This window comes from Mesorhizobium sp. BHscii, assembly GCF_053848065.1.
Map to the genome: position 1 here is coordinate 41932 of NZ_JBSPKW010000009.1, position 18578 is coordinate 60509.

Sequence of the window (18578 nt, forward strand, 5' to 3'; positions counted from 1 at the left end):
AGACGACCGACGAGCCTTTCCGGCAATCAGGCTGGAGAGCGATGCCATGACCGCAGCCGTCGTGGGCCGGCTGCTCCAGGCCGTGATGGTCATGTTCGCCATGACGGTCATCGTCTTCATCGCGATCAACGTCATCGGCGATCCCGTCGACATTTTGATCTCGCCCGACGCCGATCAGATCGAGCGCGCGCGCGTCGTCCAGGCCCTCGGGCTCGACCTGCCGCTTTGGCAGCAGTATCTCCGCTTCCTCTGGGCGGCGCTGCATGGCGACCTTGGCGAGAGCTACGTCTACAACGAGCCGGCGATCAGGGTGATCCTGGAGCGACTGCCGGCGACGCTCGAGCTGGCCGTCTCTGCCATCCTCATCGCCATCGTCGTCGGCGTGCCGCTCGGGCTTTATGCCGGGCTGCGGCCGGACGGCATCTTGAGCCGCGTCATCATGACCGTCAGCATCCTCGGCTTCTCGCTGCCGACCTTCTGGGTCGGGCTGGTGCTGATCATGTTTTTCGGCGTGCAACTCGGCTGGTTACCGAGCGGTGGGCGCGGCCAGACCGCCGAACTGTTCGGCGTCCAATGGGCGTTCCTGACCAAAGACGGCCTTGCCCACCTGATCCTACCGGCGGTGAACCTCGCCTTGTTCGACGCCTGCCTCATTCTACGCCTGACGCGCGCCGGCGTCGCCGAAGTCCTGCCGCTCGATTTCGTCAAGTTCGCACGGGCCAAGGGCCTCAAAGAAACGCGCGTGATCGGCGTCCACGTCTCGAAGAACATCATGATCCCGGTGGTGACCATCATCGGCCTGGAATTCGGCTCTATCGTCGCCTTCTCGGTTGTCACCGAAAGCGTCTTCAGCTGGCCGGGCATGGGCAAGTTGATCATCGACAGCATCAACGTGCTGGACCGTCCGATCATCACTGCTTACCTGATGGCGATCGTCGCCTTCTTCGTCATCATCAATCTCGTCGTCGACCTGACCTATACAGCACTCGACCCGCGGGTGCGGCTCCAGGGCGAGGGATCGTGAGATGAGCGTCGACACCTTGCCGCCGCCGATGCCGGTCGAGGCCGAAAAGGGTGAAGAGGCGCCGTTTCAAGTGCTCGTGCGGGCATTCTTCCGCTCGCCCGCCGCCGTTACCGGTTTCGTGCTGCTGACCGCGATCATCGGGCTGGCGCTGCTTGCGCCGCTCATAGCGCCGCAAAATCCCTACGACCTGAACCAACTCGACATCATGGACAGTCGCCTGCCGCCCGGCTCGCAATCGATGACGGGCATGACGTTCTGGCTCGGCACCGACGACCAGGGTCGTGACATGCTTTCCGGCATCATCTATGGCCTGCGCATATCGCTCGGCGTCGGCGTCAGCTCGGCGCTTTTCGCAGCGCTGTTCGGCGCCTCGTTGGGCCTGCTCGCCGCCTATGTCGGCGGTCGGACCGAGACGGCGATCATGCGCATCGTCGATCTGCAACTCTCCTTCCCCTCCATTCTCGTTGCGCTGATGATCCTCGCCTTTCTCGGCAAAGGAATCCTCAACGTTGTACTCGCTCTGGTGATCGTCGAATGGGCGACCTACGCGCGTGCCGCGCGCGGCACGGCGCTGGTGGAGCGGCGCAAGGAATACATGGAAGCAGCGGAGTCGCTCGCTATTCCACGATGGCGCATTCTGTTCGTCCATCTGCTGCCGAACTGCCTGCCGCCGCTGATCGTGATCGCGACGGTGCAGGTGGCGCGCGCCATCTCGCTGGAGGCGACCTTGTCCTTCCTTGGCCTGGGTGTGCCGATCACCGAGCCCAGTCTCGGCCTGCTGGTCGCCAACGGCTACCAGTACATGCTCTCCGGCATGACCTGGATCAGCTTCTATCCGGGCGTAGCGCTGCTGATTACCGTGGTTGCGATCAACCTCGTCGGTGATCGGCTGCGCGACGTGCTCAACCCGCGGGGGCGCGAATGAATGCGACCGTACTCGAAGTCCGCGATCTCAGGACCCATTTCGGACTAGCAAAAGCCGTCGACGGCGTCTCGTTCAGCGTCGCGCGCGGCGAGGTACTGGGTCTCGTTGGCGAAAGCGGGTCCGGCAAGTCGGTCACTGGCTTTTCCATCATCGGCCTGGTCGATCCGCCCGGGACGATCGTCGGCGGCCAGATCGTCTTCAACGGCCGCGACATCACCCGCTCCAGCCGCGAGGAGATGCGAGCGCTACGCGGCCGCCGCATGGCCATGATCTTCCAGGATCCGATGATGACGTTGAACCCGGTCCTGCGCATCGATACGCAGATGATCGAGGCGGTGCAGGCGCATGAAAACGTCTCGCGCACCGATGCCAGGGCGCGGGCGCGCGACGCGCTCGGTATGGTCGGGATTCCGAGCCCGGACGAGCGGCTGCAGGCCTATCCGCATCAGTTTTCCGGCGGCATGCGCCAGCGCGTGGTTATCGCTATCGCGCTGCTGCACCAGCCGGACTTCATCATTGCCGACGAGCCGACCACCGCGCTCGATGTGACGATCCAGGCGCAGATTCTCGCCGAGATGCAAAAACTCGTGGCGCAGAACAACACGTCGCTGATCTGGATCACGCATGATCTCGCCGTCGTCTCGCGGCTCGCCGACCGGATCGCTGTGATGTATGCGGGCCGCATCGTCGAATCCGGTCCGGTGTCGGACGTTCTCGCCCGTCCGCTGCACCCTTATACCGCAGGTCTGATCGACTCCGTTCCCAGCCGCAACCAGCGCGGCGAGCGGCTTCGGCAGATCCCCGGAATGGCGCCCAGTGTTGCGCGGCTGCCGACCGGATGCGCTTTCGCCCCGCGCTGCGCACGTGCCGATGCGGTGTGTGCCCAGGCGGTGCCGCTGTTCGCTGCTGGCCCGCGCGAGCACCGTTGCGTCCATCCCTTGCCGGAGCTCCGCGTATGATCTCCTCGACTCCGGTTGCGCCAAACATTCAAAGCTCCTCACCGGGTTCTGGCGGGATGGCGCCGCTGATCGAACTGAACGAGATTTCTCACAGCTTCGGCACGCGGCCCGATCTCGCTGCTCGTTTGGCGATCTCGCTCAAACTTGCCAAACCGGCGGCAAGGGTGCAGGCGATCGACGGTGTCAGTCTCGCCGTTCGCAGGGGTGAGGTTCTGGGCCTCGTTGGCGAGTCGGGATGCGGCAAGTCCACGCTGGGGCGGATCGTCGCCGGCATTGTGTCGCCTACCAGGGGATCGGTATCGTGGCGCGGCAAGGATATGAAGGCGCTCCCGCCGTCCGAGCGGCGTGAAGCCAAGCTGCGCGTGCAGATGATATTCCAGAACCCCTATGCCTCGCTCAATCCGCGCCGCAAAGCGGCCGATATCGTCGGCGAGGCCCCGCGCGTTCACGGGCTGGTCGGCGGCGATCTCGGCACCTTTGTCGATGAACAGTTCCGACGTGCCGGCCTCGATCCGGCGTTGAAGCACCGCTTTCCGCATCAGTTTTCCGGCGGTCAGCGCCAGCGGATCGGCATTGCGCGCGCGCTCGCCGTGCAGCCGGAATTTCTCGTCTGCGATGAGGCCGTTGCCGCTCTGGACGTCTCGATCCAAGCGCAAATCCTCAATCTCTTCATGGACCTGCGCGAGAGGCTGAACCTCACCTACCTGTTCATCAGCCACGATCTCGGGGTGGTCGAGCACATCTCCGATCGGGTGGCGATCATGTATCTCGGCCGCATCGTCGAAGAGGCCCCGTCCGAGGAGATATTTGCCCGGGCCAACCATCCCTACACGCAGGCGCTTCTCGCCGAGGTGCCGCGGATCGAAACCACCAAACGCGGCTTTGCCGCGATCAAGGGTGAATTGCCGAGCCCGCTCTCGCCGCCGAGCGGCTGTCATTTCCACCCGCGCTGCCCGCATGCGATGCCTCGTTGCCGGACCGAAGCGCCGCGACTGAAGGTAGTTGCTGCCGGACACAAGAGCGCATGCCACCTCAATGACGCTGCCGTCTGAACGCCTTGGAATTTTTAGAGATGACCGACCTCCAGGCGTTCCAGTCCGTGACCGATGACATGGTCCTCTGCCGCGACGTCATGGTGACGATGCGCGATGGGGTAAGACTGGCGACCGACATCTACGGACCGGCAAGGGGAGGCCGCGCGCTGGACCGGCCAGCTCCCGTCATCATTGAGCGGACGCCTTATGGCAAGGCGATGGCGTCGCGCGCCGAGCTCGAGGTCGGTATGACCGAACCGATGGATCGCGCGACGGTCGCCGAGCATTTCGTGCGCCATGGTTACATCGTCGTTTATCAGGACTGCCGCGGCCGCTACGGCTCGGAAGGCGAGTTCGTCAAATATCGCTCCGAAGGTCCGGACGGCTACGACACGCTTGCATGGATCGCAGCCCAGCCCTGGTGCAACGGCCGGATCGGCACCATGGGCCTTTCCTATGCCGCACATACCCAAATGGCGGCGGCGTGCCTTGCGCCACCGGCTCTTGCTACCATGATCCTTGATTCCGGCGGGTTCTCTAACGCCTTCACCTGCGGCATCCGCCAAGGTGGCGCGTTCGAGCTGAAGCAGGCGACCTGGGCCTACCGGGAAGCCCACGAGAGCGCCGTTGCCGCCGGCGACGAGTTGGGCCAAAAGGCGCTCGAAGCGGAAAACCTGCATCGCTGGTTCGGCAAAATGCCGTGGTCGGAGGGACGTTCGCCGCTCCGCTGGGCTCCGCAATACGAGGCCTATCTGCTCGAGCAGTGGCGGCACGAGACCTTCGACGATTTCTGGAAGCAGGTCGGCATTCATGCGGCTGGCTTCTACAATGCCATTCCCAATATTCCGATTGCTCTGATGTCGAGCTGGTTCGACGTCTATGTCCCGACGACGTTCGAGAATCTGGCTGGCCTTGCCAGCAATGGCAAACGGCCGCTCGCCTTGATCATGGGTCCGGGCTTGCACGGCGACCGCAATCTGACCTTTGCCGGCGACGTCGATTTCGGACCGAACGCTCCGCTCGGCGGCAATGTGGCGGCGAGCTGGTTGGAGTTTCGTCGCCGCTGGTTCGATCGCTGGCTGAAGAGCGGGCCGGAGGGCGATCTCGACGAGGAGCCGATCCGCCTTTTTGTCATGGGCGGGGGAAAGGGCACGAAAAATGAAACGGGCCGTCTCGATCACGGCGGGCGCTGGATCAAAGCCAAGCGGTGGCCGCTGCCGGGCGTGACGGAGCAAAGCTATTATCTGCACCCCAACGGCAGGCTCTCGGAGGCCTTTCCTGCGGCCGACGCCGTCGCGCTGACCTATGATTTCGATCCCGCCGATCCCGTCCCGACCATCGGCGGGGCGCTGACCAGCGGTCAGCCGATCTTCGCCGGCGGCGGCTTCGACCAGAGAGAGGACGACAGGTTCTTCGGCTGCCGCAATTTTGGCTTGCCGCTTTCCGCCCGTCTCGATGTCCTCTCCTTCGAGACCGAGCCGCTTGCCGACGATTTGACCGTGCTCGGACGGGTGGCTGTGGAGCTCTGGGCGGCGACCGATGCAACCGACACCGACTTCACGGCGAAACTGATCGACGTCTATCCACCGAGCGCAGACTATCCGACGGGCTTTGCCCTGAACCTGACAGACGGGATTTTCCGCTGCCGTTTCCGGCATTCATTCGAAAGAGCCGAGCTCGTGGAGCCTGGGGAGATCATGCGGCTTCGCATCGAGTTATTTGCGACCGCCAATCTGTTCCGTGCCGGCCATCGGCTGCGGCTGGACATCTCTTCGAGCAATTTTCCGAAGTTCGACGTCAATCCGAATACCGGTGCGCCGGCTGGCCTCGGCCGTAGCCGGCAAGTGGCGCGCAACACGGTTTTTCTCGATGGGACGCGGCCATCGCGGCTGATCGTGGAGAGATTATGAGCAAATCGGGCGGCTCTAAGCCCTGCACAATAAGCTTGCGCAAAGATAGGCTGCTGTGGGGGTATGGACCTCAGTCGTATCTGGCCAGAAAGCGTCCGACGGCGGCGAGGCAATCGTCCTTCTCCTCGACATGCGGCATGTGGCTGGAATTCGGGAAGACCATACCTTCGACGTCGGGAATATGATCGAGAAAGGGCTGGACGCAGGCTTCGGTCGCTTCGTCGTAAGATCCGCGGAACGCCAAGGTCGGCGCCTCGACCAGATGCAGGCGGTCGACGATGGTCCAGTTCCGCATGGTACCGATGACGTGAAATTCATTGGGTCCGTTCATGGTGTGATAAACCGTCGGATGCGCCCGCTGCTCCGGACCAGCGACCTTTCTAAACACTATCACGTCGGCCGCTCGATCTTCCCGGCGCAGCGCCGGACGGTCCAGGCGGTCGACACGGTATCGCTCGATATCTGGCCCGGGGAAACGCTTGGCATCGTCGGGGAGTCCGGTTGCGGTAAATCCACTCTCGGCCGATGCCTGGTGCGCCTGACCGACATCACCTCCGGTTCGCTGGAGTTCGAGGGCCGCGACATTACCGACGCGTCCCAGCGCCAACTCCGTCCGTTGCGGCGGCAGATGCAGATGGTCTTTCAGGTTCCGAGCGCCTCGCTCAATCCGCGCCGCCGCGTCGGCGATCTGCTGGCCGACCCGTTCCGCATCCATGAGCGCCTCTCGGCATCCGAAATGGCGGACCGCGTCGCCGAGCTTCTGCGCCGGGTTGAATTGTCCCCCGAGCACGCGTCGCGCTATCCCCACGAATTCTCGGGCGGCCAGCGCCAGCGTATCGGCATTGCTCGCGCGCTGGCGCTCCGGCCACGGTTGATCGTGGCCGACGAGCCGGTCTCGGCGCTCGACGTTTCGATCCAGGCCCAGATCGTCAATCTGCTCGCCGATCTGCGCGAGGAGTTCAACCTGACCTATGTATTCATCGCCCATGACCTCTCCGTGGTGCGTCAGATTTCGACGCGAGTGGCGTCATGTATCTGGGATCCATCGTGGAGAGCGGGCCGACCGATCTGGTCTTTGCGGCACCCAGGCACCACTACACTGCGGCACTCCGTTCCGCGGTGCCGATACCTAGTGTCGATCGGGCGCGGCGCGGGCGGCTCGTCCTGAAGGGTGACCTGCCGAGCCCTATGAACCCACCCTCCGGGTGCCGGTTCCACACCCGTTGCCCGGCTGCTACCTCCACGTGCCGCAACGAGCGGCCGCTTCCGCAGAGCACGGGAGACGGTCGCCTGGTTGCTTGCCACCATCCAGGGGGCGGATAAGGCGCGGGATCTCGTTCGGGAAACAGGTGGAAGGCTGGGAACCCCGAAGAGTCCGACGGCGACTGCGTTTGAGGAAACAAATTGTCCCTCAAAAACAATCGACTGGGAGTGATTTTTTCCCGTCCGGGCTATCCGCAAGCATGCTATAGCGCCACGTAACCCACTGATTTAGAATCCGGGAGAACGGCGGGCAAACCGAGCGATGGCTCGGCGAGAGAAGGAGGCCTGCGATGATCCGGCACTATCTTCGTGTCATGGGCGGAAGCCGTCTCGCGGTGGATGTCGGAGGGGATCCCTCCAGTCCCGCCCTATTGCTGCTGCACGGCTTTCCCAGTTCAGCGCGCACGTTCCGGCGTCTGGCCCCGATGCTCCTCGACGACCTGTTCGTCATCGCTCCCGATCTTCCGGGGTTCGGGGAGTCCGATGCCCTCGCCTCGACCTCCTTCGAAACAATGGGGAAGGCAATCCTTGAGGTCCTCGACCACTTCTCCGTCGGTCCCCGCTTCATCTATCTTCACGATTTCGGCGCGCCAGTCGGCTTTCATGTCGCGATGTATGCGCCCGCGCTGGTGACGGGTCTGATCATCCAGAATGCCAATGCTCATACCAGTGGGTTCGGCCGCCAATGGGCAGATACCATCGCCTATTGGTCGAACCCCACCGCGGAGAATGAGGCCGCCGCCACCGCTCATCTGACCTGGGAAGGGATGCGGTATCAGTATGTCGGGGGCCTGCCCGACGATATTGCAAAGTCCATCGCTGCCGAAAACTGGGATGAGGACTGGCGCGTGATGAGCCTGCCGGGACGGCTCAAGGCACAACGTGCCCTCGTGGCGGACTATGGAAACTATGTGCGCCGCTTCGCAGAGATCCAGAGCTATCTGCAAACCTACCAGCCGCCTGCACTGATGGTGTGGGGTCGCCATGACCCGTTCTTCGAACTCGCCGAAACCATGAGTTGGATCGAGGCGCTTCCCCGTATGGACGCCCATATCCTCTACGCCGGTCATCTCCTGCTCGAAACCCGTGCGGAAGCGGCAGCTCACCTGATCCTTGATTTCATCAACTGGGAAAAGGGCCGGTCCAGGTGAATGGGTCACGGTGTCGGATTTGACCGCCGTCAGCAAATTTATCTGTTATTGGTTTCAATACTAAGCAGGCGCGGCAGTGCCGAGAGCTACGGCCAGGACATCAGCAAGGCCACGGCCGGCGCTGCCGTCGACGTCGAGGCGCGGATTGTAGATGGCGACCTCGAGCCCGACCGCCTTTCCGCTCGCCAGGATGATCCGGAGCGCCGCCGACAGTTCGTCCCACGACAGCCCGCCCGGTACGCGGAAATCGACCGCCGGCATAATCGCATCGTCGAGACAATCGGCGTCGAGATGGATGAAGAAGCCGTCGAGTTCCGCCCGCGTCAGGTGGCCAACGGCCGCCCGGGCGGCGGCTTCGACGCCCAGGCGGCGGATGGCGTGCAGATCGTAGGCCATGAGCTCCGCTGGCAAAGGCTGGCTGCCGAATTCGGCCTGGTCTTCGTGGTCGCGAAATGCGAGGGCGACAGCGTCCTCGGGACGCACCAACGGGCGGCGACCCTCCAGGTCGGTCAGCAGCGCCGGCCCGTAGCCGGTGACGAAGGCCAGGTCCATGGACGCGCCTTCGCCATTCGGCTCGGCCTCGGGCTGGAAGAAGTCGGCGTGGCCGTCGATGAAGAACAGGCCGTAGCGGCCGCGCCGGCGCAGCGCGAGCATCGGGCCCAGCACGATCGTACAGTCGCCGCCCAGCACCACCGGGAATTCGCGCGCATCCAGCACCTCCTCCACGGCGTCGGCGAGCTTGGGCGACCACGCCGCGATCGCGTTGGCATTCAGCGTCAGAGTGGCAGGGTCGGGCTTCGGGTCTTTCGGCGGGACGGCCAGTCGCCCGGCATGGCGCGCATGGATGCGGTCGGCGAGGCCCAGTTCGAGCAGCCGACCGGGCAAGCCCTCGACGCCGTCGGTCGCGAGACCCAGCGAAGAAGGCGCTTCAAGGATGGCATAGGGCCGGGTCGGCATCAGATGCTCCAGATATGGCGAATAAGAACCGGCGCAATGCCGGCGGTCTCTGCCACTGAGCGCTGCGGGCCGGGGCTGCCCGTCTAACGGCCACATAAGCGATGCTTTTGCGGCCAAAACTCACCTCGCAGCCGACGTAGCCTCGGTACGCAACACCTCTCGGTACGCTTCAGGCCGCCACGCTCTTCGACGTTGTCTCCAGCACCGCTGACGGTATTTTTCTCGTCAATTCGATCGCGTTGTTTTCGCCGGAAGTCGCACCACGCGGGCAATTGATACCGAAAGTGGACAAAGCCGAGGACAATTCAACCCGCCCAATTCCCTTTTGAAGTCAAAACCGCAAATTCTGACCGTGGAAGACAGGTCTTGGTGCGTCGACGTGGTGTTGCTGCAGCATGTGGCGATGAACATCTCGGACCTGGCGAGGCCCTAGCGCGAGTTACGCCGTGCTGAAGTCAAACTGTCGTCTATCAGGCTGGAAACAGAAATGCGGCAGCGGGATCGAAAAAAATCTGCTGTCTGCTCGAGGCGATGCCTTCCTGTGCTTCCGCCATCTCGGATGTCGGCCTGACGTCGATCTCCTGACCGGCGGCCGTTCGCGCGATGACGCGTCGCCGCTCGCCGAAGAAAGCGGTGTCGACGAACTCGACCGCAAGCCCGGCAGTGGCCGGGCCGGGTCTCAGCCGAAACGCTTCCGGCCGCACCATCAGCCTGGTCTTCTGGCCATGGCTGAAGTCCTGATCGATCCTGACGCCCGAGACAACCGAGCCATCGGCCAGGCGGATCGTGGCGGAGCCGTTGACGGTTTCAAGATGCTCGGCCGGCAGGAAATTGGAATTTCCGATGAAGCTGGCCACGAATTCGCTCGCCGGTCTCAGATAGAGGTCCTCGCCGGTGCCGATCTGCTCGATGCGCCCGTCCCGAAACAGCGCGATGCGATCCGAAAGATGCAGCGCTTCGTCCTGATCGTGGGTGACGTAAAGGATGGTTACGCCGGTTTCGCGGTGGATGCGCCGTATCTCGGCCTGGATTTCCTCACGCAGCTTCTTGTCGAGCGCCGAAAGCGGCTCGTCCATCAAAAGGATCGGCGGATCGTAGGCCAGCGCCCGGGCAAGCGCCACGCGCTGCTGCTGTCCGCCGGAAAGCGCGCCAGGATATCGGCCGCCGAAACTCTCCAGCCGCACCAGCGACAGCATCTCGGCGACTTTTCGTTTCACCTCGGCGTCCGGCCGGCGGCGCACGCGCAACGGAAAGGCAACGTTCTCGGCGACGGTGAGATGCTGGAACAGCGTGTAGCGCTGGAACACCATGCCGATATTGCGCTTGTGCGACGGCACCGACAGCAGCGACCTGCCTTCGAGAAGAACGTCGCCGGATGTCGGATGCTGAAAGCCGGCGATTGCGTAGAGTGTCGTCGACTTGCCAGAGCCGGAAGGGCCGAGAAAGGTCAGGAATTGGCCCTTGGGTATATCGATCGTGACATCGTGCACGGCGACGAAGCTGCCGAACGCCTTGCGCAGGTCGCGAATGGAGAGGAAGGGTTCGGTCATTTCGACAATTTCCGCCGAACGAGTGCGGTTACGATCATCAGGCTCAGCGTCAGGAAAACGAGGAGGCTGGAGGCCGCGGCGATGACCGGGCTCAGATCTTGGCGCAGGCTGCCCCAGATCTTGACCGGCAAGGTCTGCAAGGTGGGGCTGGCCATGAAGATCGCGACCACCACCTCGTCCCATGAGGCGAGAAAGGCGAAGATCGCCGCCGAGAAAATCCCGATCTTGATCGCCGGCAAAGTGACCCGGAGCTTTGCTTCGAATGGGCTTGCGCCGCAGACGATCGCCGCATCCTCGATGGATTTGTCAAACCCTTCGAGTGCCGCGGTGATGGGAATGATGGCGAAGGGGAGTGCCAGGACTGTGTGTGCGATGACGAAGCCTGCCGTGGTGCCGCCAAGCCCGATCCGCAGGAAGAATGCGTAGATGGCGATGGCGAAGACCACGACCGGCAGCACCATCGGCGTCAGCAGAAGGCCGCGAAGCGTGTTGCGCCCGCGAAACTGTCCCCTGACCAGGGCGAAAGACGCCAGGAGCCCGATGGCGACGGCAAGGATCGCAGCCATAGTAGCAATGCGCGCACTGGTCAGCGCCGCTTCGAGCCAGGCCGGATCGGCGAAGAGCTCCTCATACCATTTCAGCGTCCAGCCGGGCGGCGGAAAAGCCAGCCACCGCGACGATCCGAACGACAGAAGCACAATGAAGACCACCGGCAGTAGCAGAAACGCGGCAACCAGGCCGGTGAAGCCGAGAAGTGCTGCACGCAGCCAGCCCAGCCGGTCGTAGTCGAGCAGCATCTCAGATGCCTCCTGTCATGCGCTTGGCGCCGACGAGGCGCAGCTGCAGCGCGTAGAGCGCCATGGTAACCAAAAGCAGGATGAAAGCCGCCGCGCTTCCGAGCCCCCAGTTGAGCAAGGACTGGATCATCTGGGCGATCATTGCGGCGAGCATCATGTTGGAGGTGCCGCCGAGCAGCGTCGGTGTCACGAAATAGCCGAGCGACATGACGAAAACCATCAGGCCGCCTGCACCTATTCCCGGAAGCGACAATGGCAGCAGGATGCGGCGGAAGGCCTCGAAGGGGCTCGCACCGCACAGAGCGGCGGCGCGCAGCGTCATCGGATCAATAGCGCGCAGGGTTCCGACCAGTGGCAGTATCATGAAGGGCAGCATGATGTAGACCATGCCTATGGTGACGCCGGTCAGGTTATTGATCAGCGGCAGCGGCTCGCTGATCAGGCCGATATCCATCAGCGTCCGGTTGATGACGCCGGTGCGTTGAAGCAGCACCATCCAGGCATAGGTGCGGGTGAGCAGATTGGTCCACATCGACAGGATGATGATGCCGAAGACGATCGAGCCGAGGGCAGGCGGCATGATCGCCAGCATCCAGGCGACTGGAAACGCCACTATCGCGGTGACGGCGGTGACGACCGTGGCGACCAGAAAGGTATTGAAGAAGACTCGCGCATAGGTGCCGTCGCCAAACAGGATTGCGTAGTTCTGCAGGCCCGGTACGGGTTCGGTTACGCTGCGCAACAGCAGCGCAACAACCGGCACCACGAAGAACAGGGTGATGAGGGTCAGCGCTGGCAGGGCGCCGCCGACGCCATCTGGCCTTCGGAGGATTGGCTGTCGATGAAGCAAATTGCCCGACATGGCGATGATCCCGCAGCTCAGGCGGGACGCCTAGCGACGCCCCGCCGGTTCATGGGTGAGGTCGGCGGCTATTTGGCCTGCCAGGCGTACCAACGCTCCGCGATCGTGTCGCGGTTTTCAGCCCAGTAGTTCATGTCGAGGTTGATCTGCCCGTCGACATAGGCGTCCGGCAACGACTTGACGACATCGGCCGGCATTTCGGCCTTGGCTGCCTTGTTGATGGGTGCGTAGCCGCTTGCTTCAGCAAACATTGCCTGGCTTTTCGGGCTTGTCGCTGTGGCCAAGAATTTCATGGCGCTCGCCTTGTTCTTCGAACCCTTGGGGATGACGAGCACGTCGGCGGCGGTCATGTTCTGATTCCAGGATGCGCCGACATCGGCGCCGTCCTGCTTGAGGGCGAAGACACGTCCGTTCCAGAGCTGCCCGAAGGCCGCTTCACCGGAGGCGATCAGCTGTTGCGACTGCGCGCCGCTATCCCACCAGACGATTTCCGACTTGATCGTGTCGAGTTTCTTGAACGCCCGGTCGAGGTCGAGGGGATAGAGCTTGTCTGCCGGCACACCGTCGGCCAGCAGTGCGATTTCGATGACGCCCGGCGCCGACCATTTATAGAACGTGCGTTTGCCGGGAAATTTCGTCAGGTCGAACATGTCGGCCCAGCCCGTTGGTTCGCCCGACACTGCCCCTTTGTTCCAGGCAAGAACGAAGGAGTAGTAGAAGCTGCCGACCGCATGGTCGGTGGTGAAGCGAGGATCGAGATCGGCTTTCGGCACGACGTTGAAATCGATCGGCTCCAGCAGGCCGTCCTTGGCCGCCTTGATGGCGAAATCCATTTCGACATCGACGACATCCCAGGCGACGCTGCCGCCTTCCACCATGGCCTTCAGCTTGCCGTAGTCCGTCGGGCCGTCCTGCAGGACCTTGATGCCGGAACTCGCTTCGAACGGAGCAGCCCAGGATTTGGTCTGCGCTTCCTGGGTGGTTCCGCCCCAGCTGGTGAATACCATCTCATCGGCGTGCGCGGCAGTGGCTGCCAAGAATCCGGCCAAAATGCCGGTCAAAATCAGTTTCATGTCATTCTCCTCTGTTGGTTGCTTGATTTCTTGTTGTTATGAAATTGCGCGATCGCGGCGCTGCCTCATCGCATGACGAACGGATCCGGGATCGGCTCGTCGGATATCCGTATCCAGACGGATTTCGAGCGCGTGTAATCGCGGATGGCGTCGAGCCCGCCCTCACGGCCGAGCCCCGACTGACCATAGCCGCCGAACGGCACGAGCGGCGAAACGGCGCGGTATGTGTTGACCCAGACGACGCCGGCATGGATGTCGCGCGCCATGCGGTGCGCCTTGGCGAGATTGGTGGTGAAAACGCCTGAGGCCAGGCCGAACGGCGTATCGTTGGCAAGCGCCAGGGCTTCAGCTTCCGTGTCGAAGGTGAGAACGCTGAGCACCGGACCGAACAATTCCTCCCGCACGCAAGGCAGTCCTGTGTCCTCGGCGTCGATAATGGTCGGTGCGTAGTAGAAACCGCGCGGATGGTCGTCGGGCCTTTTTCCGCCGGTGACCAGCGTCCCGCCCTTGGCGAGGCTCTCGGCAACGATCTTCTCGATCCATTCCCGCTGGCGTGGCGTGGCCAGTGGTCCCATTTCGGTGGCCGGATCCTGCGGATCGCCGATTCTGATGGCCTCGGCCTTGTGCTTCAGCCTGTCCAGGAACTCGCTCTTTATCGACCGCTCGACAAGCAGTCGGGAGCCGGCGACGCAGCTTTGTCCAGAAGCCGCGAAAATCCCGGCCACGACCGCGTTTGCCGTACTGTCCAGGTCTGCGTCGGCGAAAACGACAACAGGGCTTTTCCCGCCCAACTCCAGCGTCGTGTAGGCGAGATTTTCCGCCGTGTTGCGGACGACCGCGCGAGCGGTCGAAGGGCCGCCGGTGAAGGCGACGCGTGAAACCAGTGGATGACTTGTCAGGCGCCGGCCGCAATCGTGCCCGAACCCGGTCAGTATGTTGACGCTTCCGGCGGGAAATCCGGCCTCGTGAACGAGTTCGGCGAAGGCCAGCAGCGGCGCTGGGCCGTCCTCCGAAGCTTTCAGGACGACCGTGCAGCCGGCCGCCAGCGCCGGGCCGAGCTTGACGGCCGAAAGGAAGAGTTGCGAGTTCCATGGCACGACGGCAGCGACGACGCCGATCGGCTCGGGCCGGATGGTGACGTCCATATCAGCCTTGTCGATAGGCACATGCGAGCCTTCATGCTTATCGGCAAGCCCGCCATAGTAACGGTAGTAGTCGCCGACATAGGCGATCTGGGCGCGGGTCTCGCGGATGATCTTGCCGGTGTCGCGCGTCTCCAGTTCCGCCAGGCGGCCGGCATTGGCGACGACCAGCTCGCCGACGCGCACCAGCAGCTTGCCGCGCGCCGTCGCCGTCAGCGATGTCCACGCGGCGGAGCGCAGCGTCCGGTGCGCCGCCTCGACGGCGCGGTCGACATCGGCCTCGGTTGCGGCGGGCATCGTCGCCCAGGGCGCTCCGGTGGATGGATCGATGCTTTCAAAGGTGGCTGTCGGCGTATCGAACGCCCCATCTATGAAGTTCCTGAAGGCCGCAAGGGTCATTGCGGCCTCCTATGCCGGAAGGCCGGCATCACCTTGTCGACAAACAGCTGCAGGGACTTTTTCTTGCGCTCGTGTGGCAGGCCGCTGTCGATCCAGATCGAATATTGGTCGTAGCCGAGCGCCTCGTATGCTTTCAGCCGGGCGATCACCTCTTCGGCTTCGCCGATAACCAGGTTCTGTCGGATCTTGTCCGGCGCATATTGCGGCATGGCTGCGATCTCGTCGTCGGTGAGCGCCTCCAATATGCCTTGACGAACAGGCTTCTTGTTCTGGAACCAGGCGCCGAACTGGCAGTAGAACAGCGACAGGTCCTTCGTCAGCTGCTCCGCATCGGCGGCGTCCTCGGCAACGAATGTGTGCATCAGCAGCATAATATCGGGGCGGGCCATGTCCGGATGCGCCGCGCACGCCGCGTTGAAGCGCTCCATCAGGCTGGTCACTTCGTCATCGCCCGAGGCGAGCGGCGTCACCTGGACGTTGCAGCCGTTGGACACGGCGAAGTCGTGCGAGTTGGGATCGCGCGCCGCCACCCAGATCGGCGGGTGCGGTTTTTGCACCGGCTTGGGCGACGAGGTGGTCGATGGAAACGACCAGAACTCCCCGGACATCTCGAAGTCGCCTTGCCAGAGACCCTGGATAGCGGGGATGATCTCGCGCATGCGCTGGCCCGCGCCCCAGGCGTCGAGCCCCGGGAACAGGCGTTGGTATTCATAGCTGTAGGCGCCGCGCGCGATGCCGATGTCGAGCCGGCCGCCCGTGACGACGTCGGTCATGGCTGCTTCGCCGGCAAGCTTGATCGGATGCCAGAACGGCGCGATGACCGTTCCTGTGCCGAGCCGGATGCGCTTCGTCCTGGCGCCGAGATAGGCGATGTTGATGAACGGGTTTGGCGAGATGGTGAACTCCATGCCGTGGTGTTCGCCGATCCAGGCCGTCTCGAAGCCTGCCGCCTCGGCCATCAGGACCAGTTCCTCAAGCTCGTCGATGAGCTCGGCATGCGGCTTTGCCGAGTCCGAGCGTTCCATATGGACGAAGAGCGAGAACTTCATATCTGTTCACCCGGATTAGAAGTGTTCATGGGTGCCGGCTTGGCGAGCGGACGGACTTCACCTTCGACCTCGTTGCCGACATAGACTCCAAACGCATCCTCCCGACATTCGCGAACGTAGCGGGCAAGCATCGAGCGCACAGCAGTGTCGGCGATGTTCAGTCCGGCAATCCTGTCGATGTCGACGAGCTGGACCTGGCCATCGCTGGAGTGGGGCGTGTCTACCGTGCCGCGGTAGTAGACATGCGTTCGCGATGGGCTTGCTGCGTCGTCCCAGACCGCAAACAGGAACCCGAGATGAGCCTCGATGGCCTGCGCAGCGAGGCGTCCCCTAAGGCTTCGTGTATCGCCGGACGTCCCCAGTCCTCGGCCCGCCGGCAATTCGAAAAAGCCATCGACAGTTTCGAAGAACAGCACGCGGCCTTCATCTTCGAGGATAGCGCCGACCTCCATGTCGGGTGGCGCGGCCGCCAGCGCTTCCTGGCTGAGACCGGGCGAGACATAGGCGCCACGGCAATAGCCGAGGGGCTGCGATGAATTGTGAGAAAATTCGCGAACGCGGCCGATCAGGATCGAATGATCGCCGGCGTCGACCAATTGCTCCATGTCACAGTCGAACGTCGCCACCGATCCGCCGAGCAGCGGGCTGCCGGTCTGGCCGAAGCGCCATTCGACAGCCGAGAACTTGTCCTGCGATTTCGAAGCGAAGACGCCGGACGCAGCTCTCTGTTCCTCCGAGAGCACGTTGATGGCAAAGCACTTCGAGGTCGAAAACACAGGATGACCCAGCGCTTTCTTGGCAATGCAGACCAGAACAAGCGGCGGATCGAGCGAAACGGATGTAAACGAATTGGCAGTAAAGCCTCGAGGCTCCCCTTCCGGCCCGATCGCGGTGACGATGGTAACGCCGGTCAGGAAGGAACCGAGCGCCCGCCTGAATTCGCCCGCGTCGAAGGCTGTGTCCATCGCCGGTAGCTCTGATGTGCTTGTGCTGTCGTTGCTCTCGAGAAAATCGACAATGCGCCGTGTGACCGCGTCGGGCGAGGCTATGGCCATCATGTGTCGTTCGCCCTCCAGAACGACGCAGCGACCGCGCGGCGCGAGGCGGGCCATCGCTGCCGACATCGCAGGTGAAGAATTCCTGTCATGCGAGCCGGTCATGAACAGGGCCGGCACCGCGAGACCCGAGAGACGATCGCCATGCGCCGCATCCGCATGGGCGAAAAGTCGATATGTGCGCGCATAGCCTTCGCGGTTGACGCTTTGCAGTGCCGCGCGCGTCGTCCTTGCGGCCTCTGCCAGGCTGTCGGGGACCGGATTGCCGAACCAGCGCGCGATCGTTGCGTCCGTTCCTGACGGGTTTTTCGCGCCGTTTAATTCGGCGGCGCGTTCGCGCACCGCCTGCGCAAGGGCCGCCGGGCGGCGAAAGACCGCGTTGAGCGACACGATGCTGCGGACCCGTTCGGGAGCATCAAGCGCGATTTCCTGCCCGACCAGCGCCCCCATTGAATGGCCAACGATTGAGACGGCACCCAAGCCAAGGTGATCAAGAAGCCGGATCGCCTGTCCGGCATAGTCGGCAAGGCTGGCGTCCTCGGGTGGTAGCGGCGACCGGCCGTGTCCCAGCATGTCGATCGCGATCACATCCCATTTGCCCCTCATCAGCTCGATCTGTGGGCCCCAGACCGCCGCATTCATGCCGACGCCGTGTATGAGGAGGACCGGCGCGCCGGATCCGGCACGGATGAAGCCAGTGCCGTCAGGCGCCGTTCCGCGATGCCAGCCAGGGGCGGTCAGCTCAGCCATGCAGGTCGCCGACCTCCTTGAGATCCTGATAGCGGTCGCCGATGCGATGATGAGGTCGTCCGCCAATCGAGGCGCCAAGCGCCACCACCAGCTCGTCCGGCGCCGGTGCATCGCCGATCTGGAAATGCACTGTCAGGTAGTGCGAACGTCGGCCTTCATCGTTCTTGTCCATGAGCGGGATCATGATGGGTGTGTTCGGCCCGCCACGGAGGTTGGTGAAGGCAAGATAGGTCTTGGCGCCGACGGCACGCCGATAGTGGTTGCCGAAATGCAGCGTGTGGATGAGCGCGGAGGCATGCTCGATCTCGCCCGAAGTGCCGCATATTGCGGCCTTGCCGTAGCCTTCGATCGCTTCGCCGGATCCCGCGACTGCGAGAATTTCATGGGTCAGCATCTCCCCCAAAACCGGCGCATAGGCGCGGATCTCGGGAGAAAGGTCCTCGATGAAACCGCGCCCGGCCCAGGGATTGTCGAGCACTGCCGCCACGCCGATCAGGCGCAGCGCCCGGGGGGCCACCTTGCCGCCTTCAATCAGCGTGTTCTCGACATAGGTGACGATCTTTCGGATGGCCGGCTTCATCGAATCCTCGGTGGTGGATCGGGCCGAGACATCCGGAAAAGTTCCTTTTGCCTCGACAATATTATGGTATACCATGCTACTGAAAACCAAATCCCTTG

Annotated in this window: 15 protein-coding genes and 2 pseudogenes; 7 read left to right on the forward strand and 10 right to left on the reverse strand. The window is 63.2% G+C overall.

Annotated features, from left to right (window positions below; genetic code table 11):
* Positions 1-46: 46 nt before the first annotated feature.
* Genes ACWTU7_RS14570 through ACWTU7_RS14590 form a run of 5 tightly spaced genes read left to right on the forward strand, consistent with a single transcriptional unit; the run spans position 47 to position 5852 of the window.
* Positions 47-1024 (forward strand): ABC transporter permease, encoded by a 978-nt coding sequence (locus ACWTU7_RS14570; protein WP_455838900.1) that lies wholly within the window; start codon positions 47-49, stop codon positions 1022-1024.
* A gap of 1 nt (position 1025) precedes the next feature.
* Complete coding sequence (locus ACWTU7_RS14575; RefSeq protein ID WP_206533403.1) at positions 1026-1949, forward strand: ABC transporter permease; 924 nt, start codon at positions 1026-1028, stop codon at positions 1947-1949.
* Positions 1946-2908 (forward strand): ABC transporter ATP-binding protein, encoded by a 963-nt coding sequence (locus ACWTU7_RS14580; RefSeq protein WP_455838901.1) that lies wholly within the window; start codon positions 1946-1948, stop codon positions 2906-2908. Before ACWTU7_RS14575 ends, ACWTU7_RS14580 begins: the two co-directional genes overlap by 4 nt.
* A 56-nt stretch (positions 2909-2964) precedes the next feature.
* On the forward strand, positions 2965-3960 hold the full coding sequence (locus ACWTU7_RS14585) for an ABC transporter ATP-binding protein (protein ID WP_029355029.1): 996 nt from the start codon (positions 2965-2967) through the stop codon (positions 3958-3960).
* Between the two features lie 20 nt (positions 3961-3980).
* Positions 3981-5852 (forward strand): CocE/NonD family hydrolase, encoded by a 1872-nt coding sequence (locus tag ACWTU7_RS14590; RefSeq protein ID WP_455838902.1) that lies wholly within the window; start codon positions 3981-3983, stop codon positions 5850-5852.
* 70 nt (positions 5853-5922) lie between these two features.
* Here the strand turns inward: ACWTU7_RS14590 and ACWTU7_RS14595 are convergent.
* Positions 5923-6198 (reverse strand): annotated as a pseudogene (locus tag ACWTU7_RS14595) (proline iminopeptidase-family hydrolase); the annotation flags it as partial.
* A 3-nt stretch (positions 6199-6201) separates the two neighbouring features.
* Here ACWTU7_RS14595 and ACWTU7_RS14600 point away from each other — a divergent pair.
* Both ACWTU7_RS14600 and ACWTU7_RS14605 read left to right on the forward strand, forming a co-directional pair.
* Positions 6202-7175: pseudogene (locus tag ACWTU7_RS14600) on the forward strand (ABC transporter ATP-binding protein).
* Positions 7176-7405: 230 nt separating this feature from the next.
* The gene (locus ACWTU7_RS14605) at positions 7406-8266 is read left to right on the forward strand and encodes an alpha/beta fold hydrolase (protein WP_455838903.1); all 861 of its coding nucleotides are present in this window, start codon (positions 7406-7408) and stop codon (positions 8264-8266) included.
* 60 nt (positions 8267-8326) lie between these two features.
* Here the strand turns inward: ACWTU7_RS14605 and ACWTU7_RS14610 are convergent, their stop codons facing one another.
* From ACWTU7_RS14610 to ACWTU7_RS14650, 9 genes are all read right to left on the reverse strand, one after another.
* Positions 8327-9223 (reverse strand): arginase family protein, encoded by an 897-nt coding sequence (locus ACWTU7_RS14610; protein ID WP_455838904.1) that lies wholly within the window; start codon positions 9221-9223, stop codon positions 8327-8329.
* A 470-nt stretch (positions 9224-9693) separates the two neighbouring features.
* The gene (locus ACWTU7_RS14615) at positions 9694-10773 is read right to left on the reverse strand and encodes an ABC transporter ATP-binding protein (protein ID WP_455838905.1); all 1080 of its coding nucleotides are present in this window, start codon (positions 10771-10773) and stop codon (positions 9694-9696) included.
* Positions 10770-11570: an ABC transporter permease gene (locus ACWTU7_RS14620; protein ID WP_455838906.1), complete on the reverse strand. Its 801-nt coding sequence runs from the start codon at positions 11568-11570 to the stop codon at positions 10770-10772. The genes ACWTU7_RS14615 and ACWTU7_RS14620 overlap by 4 nt, the downstream gene beginning before the upstream one ends.
* A gap of 1 nt (position 11571) precedes the next feature.
* A complete protein-coding gene (locus ACWTU7_RS14625; RefSeq protein WP_455838907.1) occupies positions 11572-12432 on the reverse strand; it encodes an ABC transporter permease in 861 nt (286 codons plus the stop codon).
* 68 nt (positions 12433-12500) lie between these two features.
* A complete protein-coding gene (locus ACWTU7_RS14630; RefSeq protein WP_455838908.1) occupies positions 12501-13505 on the reverse strand; it encodes a polyamine ABC transporter substrate-binding protein in 1005 nt (334 codons plus the stop codon).
* Positions 13506-13570: 65 nt separating this feature from the next.
* Positions 13571-15046: an aldehyde dehydrogenase gene (locus tag ACWTU7_RS14635; protein ID WP_455838909.1), complete on the reverse strand. Its 1476-nt coding sequence runs from the start codon at positions 15044-15046 to the stop codon at positions 13571-13573.
* Positions 15043-16095 (reverse strand): LLM class flavin-dependent oxidoreductase, encoded by a 1053-nt coding sequence (locus ACWTU7_RS14640; RefSeq protein ID WP_455838910.1) that lies wholly within the window; start codon positions 16093-16095, stop codon positions 15043-15045. Before ACWTU7_RS14640 ends, ACWTU7_RS14635 begins: the two co-directional genes overlap by 4 nt.
* Positions 16092-17900 (reverse strand): alpha/beta fold hydrolase, encoded by a 1809-nt coding sequence (locus ACWTU7_RS14645; protein WP_455838911.1) that lies wholly within the window; start codon positions 17898-17900, stop codon positions 16092-16094. Before ACWTU7_RS14645 ends, ACWTU7_RS14640 begins: the two co-directional genes overlap by 4 nt.
* Positions 17893-18480: an amino acid synthesis family protein gene (locus ACWTU7_RS14650; RefSeq protein WP_065007144.1), complete on the reverse strand. Its 588-nt coding sequence runs from the start codon at positions 18478-18480 to the stop codon at positions 17893-17895. The genes ACWTU7_RS14645 and ACWTU7_RS14650 overlap by 8 nt, the downstream gene beginning before the upstream one ends.
* Positions 18481-18578: the final 98 nt, after the last annotated feature.

Excerpts from the sequence above, each read along its gene's own strand:
- ACWTU7_RS14570 (WP_455838900.1), top strand. The coding sequence starts at position 47 with ATGACCGCAGCCGTCGTGGGCCGGCTGCTCCAGGCCGTGATGGTCATG.
- ACWTU7_RS14575 (WP_206533403.1), top strand. The coding sequence starts at position 1,026 with ATGAGCGTCGACACCTTGCCGCCGCCGATGCCGGTCGAGGCCGAAAAG.
- ACWTU7_RS14580 (WP_455838901.1), top strand. The coding sequence starts at position 1,946 with ATGAATGCGACCGTACTCGAAGTCCGCGATCTCAGGACCCATTTCGGA.
- ACWTU7_RS14585 (WP_029355029.1), top strand. The coding sequence starts at position 2,965 with ATGGCGCCGCTGATCGAACTGAACGAGATTTCTCACAGCTTCGGCACG.
- ACWTU7_RS14590 (WP_455838902.1), top strand. The coding sequence starts at position 3,981 with ATGACCGACCTCCAGGCGTTCCAGTCCGTGACCGATGACATGGTCCTC.
- ACWTU7_RS14605 (WP_455838903.1), top strand. The coding sequence starts at position 7,406 with ATGATCCGGCACTATCTTCGTGTCATGGGCGGAAGCCGTCTCGCGGTG.
- ACWTU7_RS14610 (WP_455838904.1), bottom strand. The coding sequence starts at position 9,223 with ATGCCGACCCGGCCCTATGCCATCCTTGAAGCGCCTTCTTCGCTGGGT.
- ACWTU7_RS14615 (WP_455838905.1), bottom strand. The coding sequence starts at position 10,773 with ATGACCGAACCCTTCCTCTCCATTCGCGACCTGCGCAAGGCGTTCGGC.
- ACWTU7_RS14620 (WP_455838906.1), bottom strand. The coding sequence starts at position 11,570 with ATGCTGCTCGACTACGACCGGCTGGGCTGGCTGCGTGCAGCACTTCTC.
- ACWTU7_RS14625 (WP_455838907.1), bottom strand. The coding sequence starts at position 12,432 with ATGTCGGGCAATTTGCTTCATCGACAGCCAATCCTCCGAAGGCCAGAT.
- ACWTU7_RS14630 (WP_455838908.1), bottom strand. The coding sequence starts at position 13,505 with ATGAAACTGATTTTGACCGGCATTTTGGCCGGATTCTTGGCAGCCACT.
- ACWTU7_RS14635 (WP_455838909.1), bottom strand. The coding sequence starts at position 15,046 with ATGACCCTTGCGGCCTTCAGGAACTTCATAGATGGGGCGTTCGATACG.
- ACWTU7_RS14640 (WP_455838910.1), bottom strand. The coding sequence starts at position 16,095 with ATGAAGTTCTCGCTCTTCGTCCATATGGAACGCTCGGACTCGGCAAAG.
- ACWTU7_RS14645 (WP_455838911.1), bottom strand. The coding sequence starts at position 17,900 with ATGGCTGAGCTGACCGCCCCTGGCTGGCATCGCGGAACGGCGCCTGAC.
- ACWTU7_RS14650 (WP_065007144.1), bottom strand. The coding sequence starts at position 18,480 with ATGAAGCCGGCCATCCGAAAGATCGTCACCTATGTCGAGAACACGCTG.